Origin of the sequence: Streptomyces sp. NPDC014656 (assembly GCF_043084305.1) — a bacterium.
GTDB lineage: Bacteria > Actinomycetota > Actinomycetes > Streptomycetales > Streptomycetaceae > Streptomyces.
On the sequence record NZ_JBIBZN010000020.1, the window covers coordinates 1 to 21,240 of the forward strand.

17 protein-coding genes and 2 pseudogenes are annotated in these 21,240 nt (G+C 69.1%); 9 read left to right on the top strand and 10 right to left on the bottom strand.

What is annotated here, in order from left to right; genetic code table 11:
- Positions 1 to 1,306: 1,306 nt before the first annotated feature.
- Positions 1,307 to 2,020 (bottom strand): annotated as a pseudogene (locus tag ACF1ED_RS32875) (transposase family protein).
- Positions 2,021 to 2,147: 127 nt separating this feature from the next.
- Between ACF1ED_RS32875 and ACF1ED_RS32880 the strand changes: the two are divergent.
- Both ACF1ED_RS32880 and ACF1ED_RS32885 read left to right on the top strand, forming a co-directional pair.
- A pseudogene (locus ACF1ED_RS32880) lies at positions 2,148 to 3,275 on the top strand (IS30 family transposase).
- Between the two features lie 53 nt (positions 3,276 to 3,328).
- Complete coding sequence (locus ACF1ED_RS32885; RefSeq protein WP_391766771.1) at positions 3,329 to 3,730, top strand: DUF6188 family protein; 402 nt, start codon at positions 3,329 to 3,331, stop codon at positions 3,728 to 3,730.
- 319 nt (positions 3,731 to 4,049) lie between these two features.
- Here the strand turns inward: ACF1ED_RS32885 and ACF1ED_RS32890 are convergent, their stop codons facing one another.
- Positions 4,050 to 4,307: a transposase gene (locus tag ACF1ED_RS32890; RefSeq protein ID WP_391766772.1), complete on the bottom strand. Its 258-nt coding sequence runs from the start codon at positions 4,305 to 4,307 to the stop codon at positions 4,050 to 4,052.
- A 257-nt stretch (positions 4,308 to 4,564) separates the two neighbouring features.
- On the opposite strand from ACF1ED_RS32890, the gene ACF1ED_RS32895 reads away from it, so the two are divergent.
- Positions 4,565 to 5,557 (top strand): sigma-70 family RNA polymerase sigma factor, encoded by a 993-nt coding sequence (locus ACF1ED_RS32895; RefSeq protein WP_391766774.1) that lies wholly within the window; start codon positions 4,565 to 4,567, stop codon positions 5,555 to 5,557.
- Between the two features lie 941 nt (positions 5,558 to 6,498).
- Here ACF1ED_RS32895 and ACF1ED_RS32900 read toward each other — a convergent pair.
- A complete protein-coding gene (locus ACF1ED_RS32900; protein WP_391766970.1) occupies positions 6,499 to 6,585 on the bottom strand; it encodes a type II toxin-antitoxin system RelE/ParE family toxin in 87 nt (28 codons plus the stop codon).
- A gap of 1,175 nt (positions 6,586 to 7,760) precedes the next feature.
- Between ACF1ED_RS32900 and ACF1ED_RS32905 the strand changes: the two genes are divergently transcribed.
- Positions 7,761 to 8,432, top strand: a complete 672-nt coding sequence (locus ACF1ED_RS32905) for a helix-turn-helix domain-containing protein (RefSeq protein ID WP_391766776.1) — start codon at positions 7,761 to 7,763, stop codon at positions 8,430 to 8,432.
- A complete protein-coding gene (locus tag ACF1ED_RS32910) occupies positions 8,429 to 8,908 on the top strand; it encodes a hypothetical protein (RefSeq protein ID WP_391766778.1) in 480 nt (159 codons plus the stop codon). The genes ACF1ED_RS32905 and ACF1ED_RS32910 overlap by 4 nt, the downstream gene beginning before the upstream one ends.
- Before the next feature lie 126 nt (positions 8,909 to 9,034).
- Here the strand turns inward: ACF1ED_RS32910 and ACF1ED_RS32915 are convergent, their stop codons facing one another.
- Together ACF1ED_RS32915 and ACF1ED_RS32920 are read right to left on the bottom strand one after the other, a co-directional pair.
- A complete protein-coding gene (locus ACF1ED_RS32915; protein ID WP_391766780.1) occupies positions 9,035 to 10,144 on the bottom strand; it encodes a ParB/RepB/Spo0J family partition protein in 1,110 nt (369 codons plus the stop codon).
- A complete protein-coding gene (locus tag ACF1ED_RS32920) occupies positions 10,141 to 11,388 on the bottom strand; it encodes a ParA family protein (RefSeq protein WP_391766782.1) in 1,248 nt (415 codons plus the stop codon). The genes ACF1ED_RS32915 and ACF1ED_RS32920 overlap by 4 nt, the downstream gene beginning before the upstream one ends.
- A gap of 1,449 nt (positions 11,389 to 12,837) precedes the next feature.
- Between ACF1ED_RS32920 and ACF1ED_RS32925 the strand changes: the two genes are divergently transcribed.
- Complete coding sequence (locus tag ACF1ED_RS32925) at positions 12,838 to 13,023, top strand: hypothetical protein (protein ID WP_391766783.1); 186 nt, start codon at positions 12,838 to 12,840, stop codon at positions 13,021 to 13,023.
- A 205-nt stretch (positions 13,024 to 13,228) separates the two neighbouring features.
- Here ACF1ED_RS32925 and ACF1ED_RS32930 read toward each other — a convergent pair whose 3' ends face one another.
- Positions 13,229 to 13,543: a WhiB family transcriptional regulator gene (locus tag ACF1ED_RS32930; RefSeq protein ID WP_391766785.1), complete on the bottom strand. Its 315-nt coding sequence runs from the start codon at positions 13,541 to 13,543 to the stop codon at positions 13,229 to 13,231.
- 556 nt (positions 13,544 to 14,099) lie between these two features.
- Here ACF1ED_RS32930 and ACF1ED_RS32935 point away from each other — a divergent pair.
- Positions 14,100 to 14,930: a DUF6008 family protein gene (locus ACF1ED_RS32935; protein ID WP_391766972.1), complete on the top strand. Its 831-nt coding sequence runs from the start codon at positions 14,100 to 14,102 to the stop codon at positions 14,928 to 14,930.
- Positions 14,931 to 15,013: 83 nt separating this feature from the next.
- Here the strand turns inward: ACF1ED_RS32935 and ACF1ED_RS32940 are convergent, their stop codons facing one another.
- The 3 genes from ACF1ED_RS32940 to ACF1ED_RS32950 form a co-directional block, all read right to left on the bottom strand.
- Positions 15,014 to 15,688: a MerR family transcriptional regulator gene (locus ACF1ED_RS32940; protein WP_391766787.1), complete on the bottom strand. Its 675-nt coding sequence runs from the start codon at positions 15,686 to 15,688 to the stop codon at positions 15,014 to 15,016.
- A complete protein-coding gene (locus ACF1ED_RS32945; RefSeq protein WP_391766789.1) occupies positions 15,685 to 17,274 on the bottom strand; it encodes a helix-turn-helix domain-containing protein in 1,590 nt (529 codons plus the stop codon). The genes ACF1ED_RS32940 and ACF1ED_RS32945 overlap by 4 nt, the downstream gene beginning before the upstream one ends.
- A gap of 591 nt (positions 17,275 to 17,865) precedes the next feature.
- On the bottom strand, positions 17,866 to 18,789 hold the full coding sequence (locus tag ACF1ED_RS32950) for a ScbA/BarX family gamma-butyrolactone biosynthesis protein (RefSeq protein ID WP_391766791.1): 924 nt from the start codon (positions 18,787 to 18,789) through the stop codon (positions 17,866 to 17,868).
- Positions 18,790 to 18,932: 143 nt separating this feature from the next.
- On the opposite strand from ACF1ED_RS32950, the gene ACF1ED_RS32955 reads away from it, so the two are divergent.
- Positions 18,933 to 19,562, top strand: coding sequence for a ScbR family autoregulator-binding transcription factor (locus tag ACF1ED_RS32955; protein WP_391766793.1), 630 nt, complete (start codon positions 18,933 to 18,935; stop codon positions 19,560 to 19,562).
- Positions 19,559 to 20,554 carry an NAD-dependent epimerase/dehydratase family protein gene (locus ACF1ED_RS32960; RefSeq protein WP_391766795.1) on the top strand — a complete coding sequence of 332 codons (996 nt, stop codon included), beginning with the start codon at positions 19,559 to 19,561 and terminating at the stop codon, positions 20,552 to 20,554. The genes ACF1ED_RS32955 and ACF1ED_RS32960 overlap by 4 nt, the downstream gene beginning before the upstream one ends.
- A gap of 35 nt (positions 20,555 to 20,589) precedes the next feature.
- Here ACF1ED_RS32960 and ACF1ED_RS32965 read toward each other — a convergent pair whose 3' ends face one another.
- Entirely contained in the window at positions 20,590 to 21,204 is a 615-nt protein-coding gene (locus ACF1ED_RS32965; protein ID WP_391766797.1) for a TetR family transcriptional regulator, read from the bottom strand.
- Positions 21,205 to 21,240 lie beyond the last annotated feature (36 nt).

The window sequence follows — 21,240 nt, forward strand, 5'->3', positions numbered from 1 at the left end:
GGGCGGGCACCTTCGGTGACCGCGGGGTGGTGGGGGTGGTGTGCCGGGTGCGGGTGGGGGGTGGGGGGGGTTGTTTGGGGTGGGCGCCCGCCTGCGGCGGGATGTGGTGCTGGTAAGTAGGTTGTTTTGGTGGGTGGTTGAGAGCGTGCCGGGTGGGGCGGGTGTGTGGTGGGTGGGGCGCGGCCCCTGCGGGGCTGGCGGTGCTTGCCGATTGTTTGCCGGGCTCTTGGGTTGCACTTCGAGGGGTGGAGGGGTGGTGCTCCACGGGCGCAGGACGCCACATAGGGTGTCACTTTGAGTGATGGATGGGAGGAAAGCTCGAACATAGTTGTCTAGACCTGCATCAAAACAACACAAACCCCTCACATGCCGCCAAATATCATAAATCTTGCTGCGGGTGAGGGCCGCTCAAAAAGCCGTCAGCGGACACCTCCTGGCGGACCATCAACGCCCCTTGCGGAAAACCCATCGAGACGAACAGTCACCCACCCACCCTCTCCGAAGACAGACACAGCCACAGGGACACACCGGCGGCGTGACGCGCGCCGGGGCGCGGCGCGGACAGTGCCGGCTCGAGCACACCGCCCGGGCACTCGAGCGGGCGAGCGGGCACAGGCCATGCGCCGACAACCGGGAAGGAGACGTGGAGAGCAGCCCTTCGCGTGCATACGGAAAGCGCATGCACGACTACCCGGCAAGGCTGGTCATCCCCTATGCAGAAACCGCATCCTCCTGCCCGACACCCACGGGGAGCAGCCCAGGCTCAGACGTCACCCTCACACACAGCCCCGTCCCCGCGCCGGACAGGGACAGGCACGAGAACCACGCCCGATACCGCCCAAGCCACCCACAAACACAGAGCAGGAAGACAGAAGGGCGTTGTGGACACCGTGAAGGGCAGTGCCGGCCCAACGGAGCTTCTGCCACACGGAACACGGCCCGACAAAAAAGCCCCCAGCCCGGCCGACACTGTACGACCAGAGACAAGCAGCAGGAGCAGGAGCAGCACGCCACGCCGACAGGAACACCTACCCGGCAACCCACCTACCGCATGCGGAAAACGCATACGGCATAAAGAACCCCACCCCATACCGAAAACACATCACCCACACAACCACCCACCAAAACCACCCCCACATGCGTCCAGGGAAGCACCCCCACGGCCACCCCTTAGGTTCTAACGGTCATCGCAACACCCGACCTTCGGGAACGCGATGGCCTTCGAGATCCGCAAGATCCGCACAGCTCAGAAACGGAAGAAGCTCGACCGTGAGCGGGCGGAATACTTCCGGCTCATGAAGGATCTTCAGCGTCGCCTCTCGAGGGTGAGGACGGCCTTGGTGATTGACGTGAGCCGGTTGGGGCTGATCCGCGCTTTGCGGAAGATCCGCCAGGCCTTGAGCCTGGCGAAGGCGCGCTCGACGGGGAAGCGGAGTCGTGCGTGTGCTCGGTCGACGGCTGCCTGTCTGGTGGTGAGGGGCCTTCCGAGGTGGCGTTTGAACGGGACCCGGAACGTGTCGCCGACGCCGGCATAGGCCTTGTCGGTGAGGGCGGGGAACCGCAACCGTTCACAGATGGTGATGATGCGGGGGGCGGGCGGCGGTGATGCCGAGCGTGCGACCGGGCAGTGCGGGTGAGTACCGGATCAGCTCGCCCGCGGGAGCGGCGACGGCCTGGATGTTCACGCCGTGGCCTCGGGCCTTGCCTGAGTAGTCCTTCTCGTGGTCGCCGACACGGTCGCACTCGGCGTTGGTGCCGTCCACCAGGACGTGCTCGGCGCAGCGCCTGCGTGAGGGACGGTGCTCTCGCGGCGAGGAGTTTGATCACGCTCTGTACATACGTGTGGGCGGTGCCCTCGCTGATCCGGAAGCCCGCGGCGAGCTTCGCGCAGGTGGTGAGGGCGCGTTGCGAGGGCCGTAGTTTGCTCCGGCGGTTGCCCTTGGGGATAACGATCAGCATCGTGGCCCACTCCACGCGCGCGCGTGTGCGGCAGGTCGAGTACGGCAGGATAGACGACCAACGAGGCCTCCGGTCACAGCGGTTGAGACGTCAGACATCTCGGACCACTGCCCGAAGGCCTCGCCTGCTCTCCGCCCTCGGCCGACACCCGATCGGTGACCACTCTGAAGATCCTTATGGATCAAGGCGTGAGCAGTCGGGAGGCGTGCCGGATCGTCGGCATCAACCGGCGTACCGGCAAACGCTGGCGCAACGGCACCAACGCAACGAAGAAGAGACCCGCTCAGCCCGCACACAGAGTGCGGGCTGAGCGGGTCTCTTCCGCGTCTCGGCACCTGACGCTGGAGGAGCGTCTCTACATCGCCGACCAGGTGTAGGCGAAGGCACCGGTCCGGAGGATCGCCGCGGAACTGGGCCGCAGACCATCGACGATCAGCCGCGAGATACGCCGCAACCGCCACCCCATCAACGGCCAGTACCGGCCCCATGCCGCCGAGGCCCGCGCCGAGTCGCGCCGGCCCCGCCCCAAGACCGGGAAGATTGCCCAGAACCCGGAGCTGCGGGACTACATGCAGGAGCGTCTGGGCAGGCGCTGGAGTCCGGAACAGATCGTCCAGCACCTGCACCGGGACTTTCCCGACCGGCCGGAGATGCACGTGGTCCACGAGACGATCTGCCAGGCCCTCTACGTCCAGGGCCGGGGAGAACTGCGCCGGGACCTGGCGAAGGCCCTCCGCACAGGCCGGGCCCGCCGCAAGCCCCGCCGTCAGGCCCAGCAACGTCAGCCCCGCTTCCGCGAACCGATGGTCATGATCAGCGACCGACCTGCCGAAGCGGAGGACCGGGCAGTGCCCGGCCACTGGGAGGGCGACCTGATCCTCGGCAAGGACGGAGCCTCCGCCATCGGCACGCTCGTCGAACGCTCCACCCGCTACGTGATGCTCCTCCACCTGCCAGACGGCCGCGGCACCGAGCTGGTCCGCGACGTCCTGGTGGAGGCCGTGACGGCTCTGCCGGTCCATCTCAGGCGATCCCTGACCTGGGACCAGGGCAGCGAGATGGGACGGCACCACGAGTTCACCATCGCCACGGACGTCCCTGTCTACTTCTGCGACCCGGCCAGCCCCTGGCAGCGCGGCTCGAACGAGAACACGAACGGCCTGCTCTGGCAGTACTTCCCCAAGGGCACCGACCTGTCCGTCCACAGCCGCGAACGCCTGAACGCCGTCGCCGCCGAACTGAACAGCAGGCCCCGCAAGACGCTCGGCTGGGAGACGCCAGCCGAGCGCCTGTCTACACTGCTCAAGGCCCAATAGAGCCGGTCGTCGCCTTTCCGTCGGCACACGGCACAACCGCGGCAGGGGGAGCGGTGAAAGTACCGGCGGAGCTGGTCGGCACCCGTGTCACGCGCACGGCCTTCGACCATCAGGTCCGGATCAGCTTCACCGACTACGCCCCAGACGGCCGCGTCCGCGTCCGCGTCGATGGTGAGCTCGTCATCGAGACACCGTTCACCCTCACAGACACCTCGGGCCACCAGACCCTCCTGACGCCGGCCACTGGACCGTCCTTGGCGCCGCTGCTCGGCCTGTTCGCCAAGTCCGTCACCGAAACCGAGGTCACCGGGCAAGGCACCCTGTCCCTCGGCTTCGATGACGGCACTCGACTCAGCGTCGAACCAGACCCCGACTACGAGTCGTGGAACCTCACCGGCTCGGGAATCGATCCCGTCCTGGTAGGCCCGGGCGGCGAAACCGACTGGCAACACTGATCACCGCCGCAACCGACACCGTTACGGCACTCAACCCGTGTTGCGACGACCGCTGGAATCCCCCCTAACCGGCCAGCAGTCAAAAACCACCCCCGCAGGAGCGAAGAAGATGGTCATTACAACAACATGAAATCTTCATAGGCATACAGACCGGGTGGGCCAAGGAGCCCGAGCCTGCAAGCACCGAGACACCCGCGTAGGCGGGTTCACCAACACATCCATCCACCAGCAAAAACAGGGGCAGACCTACCCCTCTCACCACCCAAGCTGCAGTAAGCGCATCCCACCGCCACCCAATCTGAGCCGGCCTGTCATCCGATCAGTGGCCGCTCTGAAAGAGCTCAGTGGATGCGGCCGACTTCACGACCACGGTGGCGACGTCACGGCGGTCGCGTTCTCGCAGCGTCCACTCGCGCAAGGTCGCGCGGTTGATACCCAGGTCAGCGGCGACGCTCTTGTACGTCGCTCCGGGTGTGGACGAGTTCAAGGCCGTGGCATCGGCCTGGAACTCGTCCGGATAGTCCTTCGTCGCCATCGGAGGTCTTCCCGCTTCCTCCGGATCAAGCAGATCGAGCATCGGCGTGTCCACCACTCGTGGAGAGGCCCCGATACCTCCCGTGAGGCTGATCGGCCTTTGGTCTGCTGTGGTGTGCTCGCCCTTCGCGGATCAGGCCGTCACCCGCTCGGTGACCACCCGGAAGAAGCTCCCCGAGCCGGGGTTTCGTCTGCCGTCCGTGCCGCATCGGAATCTTCATGGGCATGGACGGCACCTGGCCGAGTGGCTGTCGGGGCGTAAGCGATGATCTTGGTCGGGACTGGCGGTTAGAGTGAACCGTGTCTGTGACCAGGGATCGTGACGACGTCGTCGAGCAGCTCGAACCGTTCCGGAGAGAGCTGACGGCGTACTGCTACCGGATGCTCGGTTCCGCGTTCGAGGCCGAGGACGCGGTGCAGGAGACTCTGGTTCGAGCCTGGTCGAAGCACGGCGGGTTCGAGGCGCGTTCGACTTTGCGGACGTGGTTGTACCGGATCGCGACGAACGTGTGCCTGGACATGGCGCCGGCCGCGCAGCGACGAGCTCGCCCGATGGACCTGACTTCGCCGGTCGCCGCATCCTCGCCGGATCTGACACAACGGGAGGAGAACATCTGGGTGGGCCCGGTCCCCGACCGGCGGGTGCTGGGCGGTGATCCGGCCGAGGTGGCGGTGGGACGGGAGACGATCCGGCTGGCCTTCGTAACGGCGCTGCAGACGCTCCCGGCCAAGCAGCGGGCGGTCCTCGTGCTGCGGGAGGTGCTGACCTGGTCGGCGGCGGAGACCGCCGAGCTGCTCGACACGACGGTCGCCTCGGTGAACAGCGCGCTGCAGCGGGCGCGCGCCACATTGGCCAAAAGCGGGGGAATCCCGGCGAGCGACACCTACAGGCCTCTCGACGAGACGCAGCAGGCCCTGCTGGCGCGCTATGTCCAGGCGTTCGAGGCGTTCGACATCGAAGGGTTGAAGAAGCTCCTTCACGAGGACGCCGTGCTCAACATGCCGCCCTATCAGATGTGGGTCCGCGGTGCGGTCGAGCTGGGCGAGTGGTGGCTCGGTGCGGGCTGCGGCTGCCGCGGGTCGCGGCTGCTGGCCGTCGAGGCGAACGGTTCGCCCGCCTTCGCGCAGTACCGGCCGGCTGAGGACAAGAACGGCTGGACGCCGTGGGGCATCACGGTGCTGGAGATCACCGACGGCCGGATCGCCGCCATGACCAACCACATGGACACCGACCGCCTGTTCCCGCTGTGGGGCCTGCCCATGCGGTTGCCCGCCACCGCTGCCGGTGCCTGACGGGTCCGCGTACCTCGGCGCCTCCGTCAGGTCGGTCAGCGCCGGCACCAGCCCGAGGCGCCGGCCGGGCAGGACCTGGTCGGGGAAGTCACCTCCCGGACCACGACCGGACATCGGATTGCTCGGCGAGCAGCAGGGCCGGGCGGCTCGGCAAGGCCATGCCTTTACCGGGACGGCCGGGGCACGGAGAACGACAAAGCCCCCATCTCCTGGGACTTCCCGATGGTGCGCGGCCTGTCGACGGGCACGACCCGACGAAAAAGATCTTGAGAGGTTTTCGCGAGGCCGACGGATCCGATGCCGATACCCCGTCCGACCGGGTGAGAGCGACCAACACCCGACAGGCGACAGGCGACAGGGAGCACCGTCATGGGCAAGGTCGGCGGCGGACTGTTCATCACCGCCGCCGGCGTCGTGGAGAGCCCGCGGGAATGGCGCTTCGCCCACTTGAAGCGCTCTGGGACCGGTGGAGGCTCCATGCATCGACTCGAGCCGCTGATGGGGGCCGGTGTCGAGCGTAGTGGTCGGTCTCGTGTTCGTGGGACGGGATGGCTCCGATCACGTGGTGCGGGCGTCGATCGCCGAACCGGTCGACCCGTTCGGCAGTCACGCGCTCGATGTCGGGCGGGCCCCGCCGGGGTTACGCGGCTTGGTCGACCCGGTCCCGCAGATGCCTGGCCGGGACGCCACGAGGGCACTGCCCAGGGCATCGCCTACGGTGCCGGCCGAGGCATCGACGCCGGTCCCGAGGAGGCGGGCGGTGAAGTCGCGTCGCAGCGGATCACCCGTCCGCTCGTGACCGACGTCGCGGACCCGTTCCCACAGGCACGAAAAGCAGGGGCGGCGGTGATGGCCGGCTGTCGTGGTCGGGACCATCCGCGCGGGCACGGGGAGCAGACGGGCGGAGGCCCGGCCACTGCACCGTGGCAGTCGCTCCCATGTCAGCCGATACGGCCGACATGGATGACCAGGACCATGACCGTGGCATCGGTGATCTCGTACAACACCCGGTACCGCCCCACATGCATCCGCCGCAGATCCGGCGAGCCGTACTCGACGCTCCCCGCCAGACGTGGGTCACCGCCAGCAGGTCCACGCTGTCCATCAACAGCCGCAGACGATCGGGATCGTCCTTCGGGAACCGGGCAGCCGCGTCGATCGCGGCCTCGTCCCAGACGACCTCGTACCTCACCCGTGTTCCAGGCCCAGACGCGCACGCACCTCGTCCTGCCCCACGCCCACGCTCCCGTCGGCCGCCTGACGCTCCCGGTACCTCGCCAGGGCCAGAGCGTCTTCGAGATCCGCCATCTGCGATGTCCTGCCGTCTCAGGATCGCCCCTCCGTTCCGAGAGGTTCGTGGCGGGTCGGGCGGGACAGTCGCAATGGGTGTCTCACGTGCGAGGTCTTCCTATGAGGTCTTCCTAGTCATATGGACCGGGGCGGTAAGGACACCGGGCCTGCTGACGCTGCGGCGCCCGTGTGGACGGGTTCACCGGCATACGGCCTCTGGTGCTTGCCGAGGTCTCTTCTGCACGGGAGCCTGGGAGGATCGGCCGTTCCCCTTGTCGGCATCAGCCGAGGCCAAGCAACCCCCTGGGTCCGCAGTCGACAGTCGGCGGACGGATGTACCTCGACCGCCCTGCGTCATCAGCCACTCAATCCATTTCACGGGGCGCGCCACAGCGCTCCTGAGAGTGTCGGGCGGGCCGGTGGGCCCACAGCGAGCGGGGCCGCTTGCGGACCCGGGAGCCCGCTCGCCGCAACGCGGCGCACGTGCGGAAGGCCGCCTCCGATATGCCGGAGATACTTCCGGTGCCGTATGGACCGTTGCCGTTGCTGACGGTGTTGAAAAGGCGAGCTCTCTGCGGCGTGGCGGTTTGCGCACAGCTGGTTTGTCGGGTATCACGCGCGCGCGCTCTATAGAGAAGACCGGCGCGTTTCCGCTGGTCAGAGGGGTGAGGCGCGAAAGTTATGTCAGCCCAGGACTGACATAACTCGACGGGGAGGTCAGCGGTTCCTGACCGACCCGGAGAGTTTCGTGCCGCTACTGCCACGAAACTCCGTGTGGAGGGTCAGGGGCCATCGGCTCCCGTTCCGAGAGCGGATGTCAGAGCCGGCTGACGCTCGGGCGACTTTCGTGTCGCTGCTGCCGCGTTTTGGTGGCACTACTGCCACGGTGCCGGGCTAAGGTGCAGGCATCACGGTGATCAACGGAGAGAGCGATTCCATGACCTCAGGGCCCCTTGACGGCAGCACGGCGCCGCAGCTGCCCGGTGCGCCGTCCCGTCGGCGGCGGCGTCCCAAACCGCCGCCCACTGCGTACGGCCGGACCCCGAGCACCACCGTCGACCTGCCCCCGGGCCACATCGCCCAGCTGATCCCGATCGGAACCAGCACGGGTTTCGTCGGGGATTCGTTCTCCATGGACAGCCTTGAGTTCATGCGCTGGGCCGCCGTGCGCTACGACGGCGACCGTTTCGTGTTGGTGGTGCTGCTGACCCTCATGGGCTCGCAGGAGCCCGGGGGTCTGATCGAGGCGACCCACGAGGACATCGCGAAGACGCTCGGATACAGCCGGTCCCACATCAGCCGGGTTTTCAGCATCCTGGAGGCCGACGGGGCACTGCGGAAGGTCCGGCGGGGCATCTACCAGCTCAATCCGGCCGCCTCCCTTCGGGGTGGCTACCGGCAGCCGCGCAAGGGCGAGAAGAAGCGGATCCGGCCGGGTGTGGGTGACCGGGTGGAGCAGCTTGACCTGCTACGCGAGATCATGGAGGACCCGAGTGCTCCCGAAGCATTCCGGGCGATGGCCGCTCCCGGTGCGAAGCTCGAGGCACCCAAGGAGCCGAATGGGGAAGGGAAGGCCAGGTCATGACGTCGGCTGCTGAGGAATGGGCCCCGCGCCACGTGCTGTGGGGGAGCTTCAACGGGCTCGCCTACGTGCCACGGCTTCCCCCGACCGCTTACACACTGCTGCTGCACATGATGACCGAGCAGGACCCTGGCGGGCTGGTCGTGGCCACGCACGATGAACTTGCCGCCGGCCTCGCGCTTGATCGCGGCATGATCAGCCGTGCCATGCCCCACCTGGTCGCGGCGCGGCTCGTCACCGTGGTGCGCCGAGGCCGTTTTCAGCTTCATCCGGCGATCTCGGCGTTCACCGATCCCCGGGATCAGCAGCGCGCCATGAAGGCCCTCCCCCGGAGCATGCGACTCGACGTCGGCGACTTCGAGGACGAGTACGAGCGCCGCTTCCAGATCCACCTGGAGGAGAAGGCCCGCAAGGCTGAGGCCAGGGCGAAGGGAAACGTCACGACCCTCAGGTCCGCACGCCTCAAGCGCGTCCAGTGATCATCTGTCGGCAAGGATGAAGATCCGCCGATCGCGCAGTACCGCAGGAGAGCGGGGCGCAGCCGATGTCGAAGCCCGGTGGTCGGGTCTCCGTCCTGGGCGGGGACGGAGACCCGACCACCCCGGCTAATGCTCTTCGAGCAGCCCTGCGGCGACCTGTTGAAGGATCTCCGCCAGGGAGGCACGCGCGTGCCTCTCGAGATCGGTCCGGAGGTCCGTCACGACAGCGCCCACCCCGGCGCTCCGCTTGAAGTAGCGCTGGATGAAGGCACCGCGCTGTCCGGGGTCCAGGCTGTCGAAGGCCAGGTCCATAAAGGCGGCGCCATCATTCAACGGCACCTTCTTGGTTGCCGGTCCCCCGTCGGCCGAAGCCGAATCGGCTGGACGGTCCGGGACCGAGTTCTGCGCCGGAGCGGCCGCCGGTGCTTCCGTCGGGCTTCGGGGCGCGGGCACCTCGTCCGTGGTGAGCCGGCTGTCCTCGGTGGTCGGGTTATCACGGCGTGATAGGTCTCGCTTGGCGGCAGCCTTCCGTTCTGCGGCTTCCGCGCGGCCGTCGGCTTTCGCCCGCTGTTCCTCGGGGGGCAGCTTGGAGAGGTTGCGAACGTGCTCGACCGTCCGGCGCCCTTCGACGAGGTCTGCCTGGAGCTCGAGGTCCAGGTCGAGAATCGAGAGCTTGGAGGAGATGGTCGACTGGGCGATGCCGAGGCGCTTGGCGGCCTTGTTCTGTGAGCCGTAGAACTTCACGAGCGTCTTGAGCGCGTGGGCCTGCTCGATGGGGTTCATGTCGTCGCGGTGGACGTTGGCCACGAAAGCGGCTTCGAGGAGGGCCTCGTCGGTGGCGACGAGGTCGTTGTTGACACTGACCCGGATCGTGGTGGCACCGGCGAGGCGTGCGGCTTCGAGTCGTCGATGGCCGTCTACGACGATGTATCGGGCCCCTTCGTCCACGTCGCCGGCCCGGTCGGGCCGCTCGGCCAGATAGGAATCGAGAGTGGCGACAGTGATGGAGTTGACCAGACCGATCTCGCGAACGCTGTCTGCCAGGCCTTCGAGGTCGCGAAGTTCCTCGCGGGGGTTGTCGGGATTCTGGCTGATGAGATGGAGCGCGAGCTCGGTGGGGTCCGGAACGCCTTCGGTGGGTGCGGCGGTGGCGGCACCGATCGCGGCACGACGGGCGCTGATGGGGCGGGCCTGTGCGAAGGAGGCGCCGGCGCCGAGGTTCCTGGCCTTGCTCACTTGCTGATCTCCCGGGCGAGGGCTCGGAGGGCGACGGACTGCTCACACCGGGGTGCGTAGGCGAGGAGGGGTCGCTTGGCGCGCACTGCTTCCTTCTGCTCTTTGAGGTCACCGATGACGCCGACGACGCGGGGATCCTTTATGTCCATCCAGGACTGGAGGGATGAGGTCGCGATGTAGCCGCGGCGGGCGTCGTAGTGGTTGACGACAAGACCGAGGTAGTCGATGTCGAGGGCGAGGTCTCCGCGCATGTCCTCGATCTGGGAGGTGAGCAGACCATAGGCGTCAGCGCTGCTGTCTTCGGCCTGAACGACGATGAGGACACCCGAGTTACCGGTTTCCTCGTCGTCACGTCGGCGACCGTAGTAGGAGGCGGCGTCCATGCTGAGGCCCAGGCTCGGGGGGCAGTCGATCAGGATGACGTCGTAGTCGGCTTCGACCGCGCGCAGGGCGCGTTCGAGGGCGGCTTCGCGGGCGCGGACGGAAGCGAGGCGGACGTCGAGGAGGAAGGCGTCGGTGCAGGCGGGCAGAAGGTGGAGTCTGCCGCCGAAGTGCTCCTCGTCCACGGCGACGATGAGGTCTGCGAGTTCGCCCTTGGGCTCGCTCGCCATGTGGTTGGTGAGGGAATCCCCGGTCATGAGGAGCGACTCGTGGCCGAGCTGCTTGGTGAGGTGCCCCTGGGGATCGAAGTCGACGAGGAGGACACGCTGTCCGAGGCCGGGAAGGTCCTCCAGCGCGAGCGGGTCGTCCGGTCGGTCGGATTCGTCGAGCAGCGCGGCGAAGTACTTCGAGACGCGGACGGGGACGAGGGCGGCGGGGTTCTCCGCGAGGGCTTCGCCGAGGCCTGCGGTGATGGCGGTCTTTCCTACGCCGCCCTTCTGGTTGCAGACGACGATGCGCCGGACCGTGTCGGGGCGCTTGGCCTCGGGAACGGGGTGGTGGTCGAGCCAGAGGGTCACTGCTTGGGCGATGCCCTGCGTGAGGGAAACGCCGCGGTCCTTGCAGTCGTTGCGGAAGCCGTCCCACAGCCCGGAGGGGAGCCAGGTGGCGTAGGTCTCCGCGCCCGCGGTATCGACGGGGGCAGGGTTCGAGCCGAGACCACGCCAGGCGGCGATGCCGGCTTCGACCGCTTTCTGCATGTCGAGACCGCGGAGGGCGGCACGGATCTTCAGTTCCTGCCGGAGGGTGCTGGGAAGTTTGGTGACGACCTTCTCCCGGTCGCCGCCCGTCTCAGGTGACGTCATGGACGTCACTGTACTAACGACTTGGTTCAATTTCTGCCATTGCCACGTTAGTAAGGTTACTGATCTCCTCGGGGTTATCACGGCGTGATAACCCGGCCCCGTCCCTTCAGCGACTTATCACGGCGTGATAGGTCGCTGAAGGGACGGTTCGTGACGTCGGAACTTTCCGGCCCGGTGGAAGGACCGCGCCTCCATCCCGACGGGACCGGGGGCGGCGCCGTGCCCATCGGACCGGGCCCTGACGAGGCGCCAGAATGCGCCGGGGTGGCAGTGGACGGTGGCGTGGGTGTGGACGGCCCGCTGGGGATCAGCCCGTCGGGACCGTCTCCGAAGCAGGGGCCACCCACGGGTCCAGGCCTGAACGCGCTCCCCGGAGAGGGCGGCGGTCTGGCTGACGGTGTTGGCCGCCCGGCTCACATCCCGGTTTGAGGAGACCGGCGGCGAGGCCCTGATCACCAGCCGCTCGGGTGGACCACCCACCGTGGGTCGGTGCGCCGACCGGCGTGCTCGGACGTGCGACGCGCCGACGGCGTCCGGCTCGACACCCGCGCCGACTGCGACAACCGCGTCGACGTGCCGCACGCACGCCCGGCCTGGCGGCCGCGGTCGAGCGGGAGGGCGCGGCCGCCCGGAGGGCCGTGGCATGCCAGGACTGCGGCCGGGCGCGCTCGGCCGGGCTGTGCGCGGCGCGCGGCCACGGGCGACAGACCGAGGCCCCGATCAGCGAGACCGGCCTCCTCGCCGCCGCCGGGCCGGCCGGCGTCGTGTCGTCACCTCCGAGGACCGCCAGGCGTACGTCACGGAGCTCGCCAAGTCCTGGCACCAGGCCATGGCCGACAGCGACGACGCCCTGCGTGCCCGCGACCGAGGCCGCCGTGCGGGCCCAGGCCCGCACCGTCGAGCACCTCCTCGGTGTGCGGCTGGGGCAGCCGCACACCGAGGGTCCGGCCCGATCCGGACCGGCCCGCGGCGCCACGCCCGGGACTTCGTACGTGGCCGGTGCCACCGCACCGGCCACGGCGTTGTCACGAACCCTCCGACTGAGCCGAGTGCCCCGGCGAGGACGGACAGCGGCCTCTGTCCGCCCTCGGCGGTGGAGGAGCCGGACCGCGCGCCGGGGTGCCGTGGCCGGTGCCCGGCATGTCGCCCGTTCGACCGAGGAACGGGTGGCGCTCCCGCCCTCGCGGTGTGAGGATCGGCGACGGCCACAGGCCTGCCGGGAAGGACGGCCGCGGCTGATGTCCGACTCTTCGCCAGGGCACCGTGACGACTCCTGTGCGAAGCGAAGAGGCAAGTCGATTCATCGCATCGCCCCGGTTTCGGACTGCTTGATGACGGTGCGCGCGAGGCGGGAAGAACGGTGACGTCGATGTCGAGAATCCGTTTCCCGCTCCGACCGAGGAGTGACAGCGTGCCGACGGGGCGCGCGAAACGGGGAGGAAACCTGAGATGAAGTACGTCGCGATGATCTACGCCAACCCGGCCAACCAGGATCTCTTCCCGGCCGAGGAACGGCCCGAGGTGCTCGCCAGGCAGGAAGCACGCGACGAGATACATCGCGGCGGCGGACCGCTGGACGCCTCTGACCCGAAGGACGCGGCTGGGATCCCCCCGGCGGACCAGGGGGCCGTTTGACCGCCGGCTCGTGGGTCCGGCCGTACCCGGTGCGGCCGGGGCGGGCCTGAAGACGTGGTCCTCGACGAAGCGGGGGAGGGAGGGGAGACGCCCGGCTGCCGTCGTGGGCATCGCCTCGGCTCGGACGGAGCAGCGGCGTGCGGGGACCGGCGCCGTACAGCTTCGCCCGTGATCCTCCGGGCAGCCACCTGGTCGACCGCGGAACTCACACGGTCGGAGCGGGGCCTGCGAGAACGGGGGTCCGGGAGCGGTCGGTCGCCGGCTGCCGCGCCGACTCCAGAACACGGCGCCAGGAGGTGACGGCGGGCTTGCGCCGCAGCAGCCTGCGTCGCTCCCGTTCGGTCATCCCGCCCCAGATCCCGTGCTCGATCCGATGGTCGAGGGCATAGGCGAGGCACCGGGTGCGGACGGAGCAGTCGGTGCAGATGGCCTTGGCCTGGTTCTGGGCCGTCCCCTGCACGAAGAGGTCCTCGGCGTCGGCCGCCCGGCAGACAGCGTTCTCGATCCAGTCCTCGCTCACCCCGTGCCCGCCCTTTCTGAGTGGTGCCTTGTGGCTGTCGAACGACTCGGACGAGCCGTCGGGCCTCGACCGTACGAGAATCGCGGTCCGCGCGGCAGGGCCTTGCCGGCTCTCGCTGCACCTTCAGGTGGTCCGTCCGGTGGGGCGCGCCTGTCGTGCTGTTCACCGCGCAAGGGGTATGTCCAGGTCCCCGCAACGGTGCTGGGAGGGAGGGCGGTTCCGGAGAGGGGGCGGAGTCCGCCGGGGGACGGGCCTCGCCCGACGCGGAACCGGCCCGGACACTGTCAGGTCCGGTGCCGTGAGCGTCGGACGGGAACCGGAGCACCCGCCGGCGGAAGGCTTGGGAGGCGGGGAACGCCTTTGCGGCCCGGGGCGATGCGGCCGACCTCATCCTGCGCACCATGGGCGATGCCCGGCAGCGGACCCTCCCTGCCGGGCCCGGGAAAGTGAGCACGTGAGAAGTGGCTCGCCGGGCATGCGCCTCCGTAGCGTGATGGAGCCGTCATGTACGTCACGTCTGCCCGAGAACCGGACAAGGAGCCCATCCATGGTGCCCATGGACCACCCGCACGGAGGCCACGGAGGCCACGAGATGGGAGGCGCGGTCTCCTCCCTGGACACGTGGGGTGCCGTCCTGTTCACCGGGTGGGCCGTCGTCATGTGGGCTGCCGTCATCGTGGTGGCGTACGCCAATCGAGGGCCGGTGCGGCCCTGGCTCTTCAGGACCTCGGTCGCCGTCATAGGTCTCGGCGTCATCGGGCAGATCGGGCACTTCCAGGAGCACGTCGTCCAGGCGGGCTACTGGGTGGCCAACCCGTACTCCGCCGCTTGGATGACTCCATGGGCGAACAGCATCGCGCGGGGCATGGGACAGGTCGACCCGACCAAGCCCGCCCTCGGCATGGAGATCCTGCACCTCACCGGCAACTTCATCTTCCTCGCGGGACTCGTCGGCATCGTCCAGATCACCCGCCGGGCCACAGGGGCCCTCAAGTCCCGTAAGTGGGCCAAGATGGGCGTCTGGATGCAGGGCATCCACGGCATCGAGCACATCGTGCTGACCGTGTCGGTCGCGCTCGGCGCCAGTCGCGCCATCGGCCTGTCCACCTGGTTCGGCGCCATCGACCCGGGCCCGGCCCTCGTCACGTACCGCGTGTGGTGGCACTTCGTCGCCAACCTCGTCGGTACCGCCATCCTCGCCGCCGCGCTCTACCACCTGTGGAAGGAGAAGAAGGCGGTCAAGGACGGCTACCTGCCCGAGCCCGCGGTCTCCGCCGACGGGGACCGCGCCTTCTTCCCGGCTTCCGCTTCCGCCGCGGACTCCGCGGAGCAGTCCGCTCAGGGTGCGGAGCCCGTCCGGGAGCGGGAGCTGGTGAACCGCTCGTAGGGCGTGCCGACCCAGGAGTGGGGAGGGGGCCGCGCCCGGTGCGCGGCCCCCTCCCCCTTCCGTCTCGGTGGCCGTGCGGTGCGTCATCCCGTCGTACCGGCCGTGCCCGTCGAACGGGCCAGTCGGCGTAGTGCCGACAGCAGTTGGTCGCCCAGGACCGCCGCGACGACCAACCGCTCGGCCGGGCCCGTGCCGCCGGCGGGGGAGCTCAGCAGTTCCGTGTCGGCCGCCGCCGCCCGCTCCGCCGCGTCGGCGTACGCGTCGATCCGGTCGGCGAAGTGGTGCTGGTCCAGTTCGCCCAGGGCGTCCAGGATCTCGACCACCCGCGCGAACTCGGGTCCGTCGGTGGGCGCGTGCCAGCCGCGGCGTTCGACGAGTGCGTCGACCAGGGTCAGGGTGCCGGGGTCCGCCGCGAGGATCGCGAGCGAGCCGTTCTGCGTGGCGGGGGCCGTCAGCGCCTCCAGTGCGTCCGGCCCGGCGACCGGCCGGCCACGGGCCTGGGGGTCGGCCTCGCCGTCCAGCACGGTCACGATGGCCCGGACCTTCGCCACGGACAGGCCGCCGAGGTCGAGCAGAGCCCGGATCAGGCGCAGCCGGTGTACGTGGTCCTCGGTGTAGCGGGCCTGGTTGCTGCTGGTGAGGCGGCCCGCGGGGAGCAGGCCCTCGCGGATGTAGTACTTGATGGTGGGAGTGGACACGCCACAGGTACGGCTGAGTTCCGCGATGCGCATGCCCGCTTCGGGAGGTGCGGTGCTCATGGCGTACCTGCCGGAAGGCGCTTGTCGGTGCGCATGGGCACGGGGGCGCCCTCCTCGGCGCGGCAGCGCCAGCACAGACCGCGCGGTGCCGGGCGTCCACAGGTTCCCTCGCGGCCCCGGCAGCCGATGCCGATCGTCGTGGGGGGTCCGGAGGCCGGGGTGAGTCCGGGGCGGGGCCGGCATTCCGCGCACAGCCCCGAGTTGCCGCGGTGATGGGGGCGTTCGCACTCGGGGCAGCACTCCACGATGCGCAGCCGTGCCCCGACCGCCGGCCTGGTGGGGGCGGGCGGTGCGGTGGGCGGTGCGGTGGGCGAGGCGGTGAGCGGCGCGCTCCGACGACGGGCCGCGCGCTCGGCGATCACCTCCCGGCAGACCCGGCATTCGACGCCCGTCGACCAGAGCACTCCCGCCTCGCAGTCGGGGTCGGCGCAGCCCCAGCGGGGGAGTCCGACGCCCAGTAGCCAGCGGCCGGGGTCCCGGATGTCGGCGATGAGGGTCCGGGCGAGGCGGTGGGTGAGCCGGGCCCGCAGACGGGGGACCTCGGTTCCGTGATCGAGCTGCCGGGAGATCTCCTGGCCGATGCGCCGCTGCACGTAGGTGTTGACCCTCGTGAGCAGGAAGCGCACAGGCTCCAGGACGGTGTGAAGTCGGGGGCTGAACGTCAGCTGTGGACCTCGGTACGGAGGCTTGCTGTTGCTGTTGCTGTTGCTGTTGCTGTTGCTGTCGCTGTCGCGTGCGGGGGAGGGGCGGGGGGTTTCGCCGTCCGCGCGCAGCGCGTGATCACGCGAGGCCGCGACGGGGCGCGCTGTTTCGGCGAGCTCGTGTGCGGGCTCTTCCACCTGTGGTTCGCCTACGGCGGGTGACCAAGGCGTCGGTTCGTTCTCGAGTCGGTCAGTCTTCAGGTCTTCCTCATACGCGAGGGATCGGTCGTGAAGATCGGGACCCGACCGGTCATCAGGCGCGGAGGACGGCGTGGTCCTCTCGACGAGGACGCTGAAGAGGTGGCGCCCCTGTGCCCCGGCCCGCCGGTCGACGACGACCCAGTGGGATTCGGCCAGTTCGTCGATGATGCGCCCCGCCGCCTCGGTGGTGATCGGCTGACCGGCCCTGTGGCCGGAATGGTGCCGCAGGTAGCCGGCGAGCTCGCGTTCGGTCAGGGGAATGTTCTGCACGACGGCGAACGAGATGACGGCGTAGGCGCGCAGCAGACGGGGCCGCAGCCGCTCGGAGGCGACGACGGGCAGCCAGATGAACCGTTCGTTGGGCCACATCTCGCGGACCTTGCGGCGTGCGGTGGTGCCGGTGCCGCCGCGAAGGGTCCGGCGACGGCTGTCAGGCAGTTCGACGACGCCGTCGGGGGCGGGGGAGCGCAGTTCCGCGAGGCCGCGCTGCACGGTCGAGACGGAGAGACCGAGGTACGAGGCGAGAGTGGCGAGGCCCGCGGTGCACGCCTCCTTGCGCGCGCCGAGGGCCTTGATCTTGATGTAGACGGTCACGGCGGCGTCGGAGTAGTGCGCCGACTCGACGAGCCGCATCGGCACTTTCACCCGTCCGCGGTGGAGGAGATCGGGGGTGGCAAGAGACATCTCCGGCCGAACTTGGCTGGAATCAGCTGGGGAGATTTGGTCATCAAAGGCGTGAGAGGCCTCAGAAAGGTCTGTGGGGGGCTGGAGAATTGCAGCGCTTTGGTTCATCATGAGGGGGACTCCTCGTCATGGTTTGAGGGGGCTCCTCTCGTCGTGTGACGAGGGAGGTCTCCTTGTCGTGTGATGAGGGGGGTCTCCTCGTCCTGTGACGAGGGGGAGGTCTTCTCGTCGTATGACGAGAGGGCGGTCTTCGCGTCGTATGACGAGAAGGCGGTCTTCGCGAAGTGCTGGAGTTCGTCTCCTTCCTTTCGTGGGGATTTTTTCTTCGCGAAGTGCTGGAGCTTCGTCTCCTTCCTTTCGTGTCGAAGAAGCCGCTGTACCGGCGGTTGTTGGTTCCTGGCAGAACCCGTAGTGCACGTCTTTGGGGTGGCACCCGGAGATGGAGCTTGGCTCGTCGAGTTGGCACTCGGCGGGCGGTGTTGTGACGACTCACAGTCCTCAGTGGTGGCTCACTGAGGCAGAGTCGTCGCTCACTTACTCTGCTGTGACTCTCTCGTTCTCCTCTCCTTCACGCATGGACGTACCGAACGATCAGAGCATAGTGATGTCCGTGACCTCGGTCGTCGCGTTGAACGCGAACGAGCCGCCCTGGAGGGCGTTGACGCGGATCGAACGCCGCCCGGAGGGAACCTCGGTGTCGCCGACCGGCTCCGCCTCGATCCAGCACGGTTCGTCGAACTCCACGTAGCGGTTGAACGAGATGTCCATCGAGGTGGGTATCGCGGCCTTCCCCACCGGTTGGGTCGCGTGGGCCGCCTGACGGACCGCCTCCAGCAGGACCATCCCCGGCACGTGGTCCACGGCGTGGTCGAACAGGACCGGGTGGCTGGTGTCGGCCCGGAGTTGCCAGCGGCGGCGTTCCCCGGTGGGCGACAGGACGATGTCCTGCTGGCGGAGCCGGCCCACGCTGCCGCGCGAGACGGGCTCCGGGGGCGGGGGAGCCGCCGCGAAGATCTCCGCGATGTCACTGCGTCCGGCGCGCATCCGCTGGTAGACGGCGGGGGAGTGACAGCCGAACCGGGTGCTGACCATTGCGACCAGGGAGTCGTCGCGGACCACCTCCAGGTGCATGGTCATCATGGCCGGGAGCCGCTTGTGGTAGCGGATGTCCGAGACCACCGCGTGGATCGCCAGGTCGGCCGGGGTGCGTTCGATGTACAGGGCCTGCGGGTTGATCGCGAACTGCAGACGGGACCAGCTGAGCTGGTAACCGAAGGGGACGTCGTACGCGACGTGCGTCAGCAGCGGGAACGTCTGACGCACCGTCTCGCACAGCAGGAGCGGGTCGTGCAAGCCGTGCTCGGAAGCGTAGAAACTGTGGCTGCGGGGCCACTGGGCGCTGACCGTGAAGGTGTCGCTGCCCACCTTGTTCCATCCCGTCAGGAACACCTCAGACAGGGCCGCGCGGTGCACGTACTCCTTGGCGACCGTGGTGGTCAGCGCTGGGCGTACCACGGCAGGACGTTCCGATGTGATGAGCATGCCTCTCCCCTGGGGCGTGCGTATGTGAAGGCTCCGGGTCGGGCTTTCGGTTGCCGGAGCCGACTTGTAAAATAAGGGCGTTCGTTTTTTTTGTCGAGAGAGGCAGGTCGAGTCCGATGGACGAGCCGAAGCAGGACCGGGCCGTCAAGACGCGGGAGGCGATCCTGCACGCCGCCGCGGAGGTCTTCGACATCTACGGTTACAGCGGCGCCAGCATCAGCAAGATCATGGAACGCGCCCAAGTGACCCAGGGTGGGATGTACTTCCACTTCAAGTCGAAGCTGGGCCTGGCGCAGGCCGTGCTGGCGCACCAGCAGGAGTTCGTGCACTTCCCGCCGACCGGCCACGACGGGCTCCAGCTCCTCATCGACCTCAACTTCTTCCTCGCCCGCGAGCTGCAGACCAACGTGGTCTTCCGGGCCAGCGTCCGGCTCGCCGTCGAGCAGGGCGACTTCGGGATGCGGGACGACACGGCCTACCAGGAGTGGGTCGAGCAGTTCTACGGACTGCTGTGCGCGGCGCGCGAGAGGGGGGAACTGCTGCCGGGCGTCGACGAGCGGGAGTTCGCCAATGTCCTCGTCGGTGCCTACAGCGGTATCCAGGTGTTCTCGAACGTCGCCTCCGGGCGCGCCGACCTCCCCTCGCGGCTCGCCTCGATGTGGCGTTACCTGCTGCCGGCGATCGCCACTCCGCAGGCCATCGCCGAGATCAGGCTCCCCCAGGGCGTACAGAAGTTCGCAGCGTGAAGGTGGACCGTGTGGTGTTAACGGGGGCCACCGGTTTCATCGGATCGGCCGTTCTACGGGAGCTGTGCCGCCTGCGCGAGGAGCGTCGTGGCGCCTTCGTCGTCCGCGCGGTGGGACGGCGGCCGCCCGCCGGCCCGACCGGCGTCGGCCCACTCGCCGGCGCCGGACATACCGGCGTCGACGAGTGGGCCGACGCCGATCTCGCGGATCCGCGCACGCTCGCGGGAGTCTGCGACGGAGCGGACGTGCTGCTGCACCTGGCCGCGCTCGTCGCCGCCGACGAGGAGGCGTGCGTCGCCGTCAACGCGCGGGGGACCGAGGCCCTGATGGCGGAGGCCGTCCGCGCCGGGGTGGGCCGGTCGGTCCATCTGTCGACGGCGGCGGTCTACGGCCTCGGACCGTTCCGGGGGATCGCCGTCGACGAGGTCGTGCCCGCTCCTGTGTCCCCCGCGAGCCGCACCCGGCTCGCGGGGGAGGCCCACGCGCTCGCCGCCGGGGCGAGCGTGCTGCGGCCCGGCCTCGTGCTCGGGGCAGGCGACCGATGGGCCGTGCCCGCGCTCGCCGAACTGCTCGGCGCCGTGCCGGCCCTGTGGGACGGCGGGCGGGCGAGGACGTCCCTCACCGCGGTCGAGGACCTGGCCCGGCTGATCACGCGCACCGGACTGACCGGTGCGCTGCCCGGCGGCCGGATCTGGTACGCGGGCCATCCCGAGCCGGTCACCCTTGCCGCGCTCGTCGCCGCGCTGGCCCGTGAGGGAATCGTGGCCGCACCAGAGCGCACGCTGCCGCTGGCCGACTGCCTGGAGGAACTGCGGGCATCGGCCACGCGATTGAGCCCCCGACAGTTCTCGCTGCTCGCCGAGGACTTCTGGTTCGACAGCCGGGAGGTCTGGCGCGTCGCCGACTGTCCAGCGGGTCCCGGCCCGCTGGACCGGCTCGCCGCGTCGGCACAGTGGTACCGGGAGCTGTTCAAGGGCCGGGCGGACCGATGATCACGGCTGCCCGGCCCTTACGGCGTTCGGAACCCCTACGCGGGGTTCTCCGGGGAGCCGCCCGTCTGCCGCGGCACGACCGGCCCCTCGGCGGAGACGCCGGCGAGCGCGAGTCGCCACACCCGCTTCAGCTGGGCGACCGCGCTCTCGAACGCGGGGTCGGAACCCATCCGGCTGCGCAGGTACGCCTCGGCGCCACTGGTCAGGTGCTCCACCAGCGTCGTGACGTCCGCGGGCAGCGCGTCCGTGCGGAGTTGACCGTTCTCGTACGCCCGGTCCAGCAGGGTGCGGACCGTCGGCAGCCAGGCGTCCGACCAGGACTCCGTGGCCGGCCGCTCCCGGCTCAGCCGGATCGCGGAGCGCACCGCGGGCTCCTGTTCCATCAGCCGGGTCAGCTCCAGCGTCAGGTCGATCACCATGCGCAGCGGCGTCATCGGTTCGGCCGCCAGGCGTTCGAGCGCCGCCACGGTCACCGACCTGCCCTCCTCCTGCACGGCGTCGGCCAGATGGACCTTCGTCGGGAAGTGGAAGGTCACGGCACCTATCGACAGGCCGGCGGCCTTGCTGATCGCCGACAACGACGTGCCGTCGTAGCCGTAGCGGTCGAACTCCGCCGCCGCTGCCTTCATCAGGGCCTGGCGCGTACGCACGGCCCTCTCCTGTTTCACCACACCAACTCCCGAAGA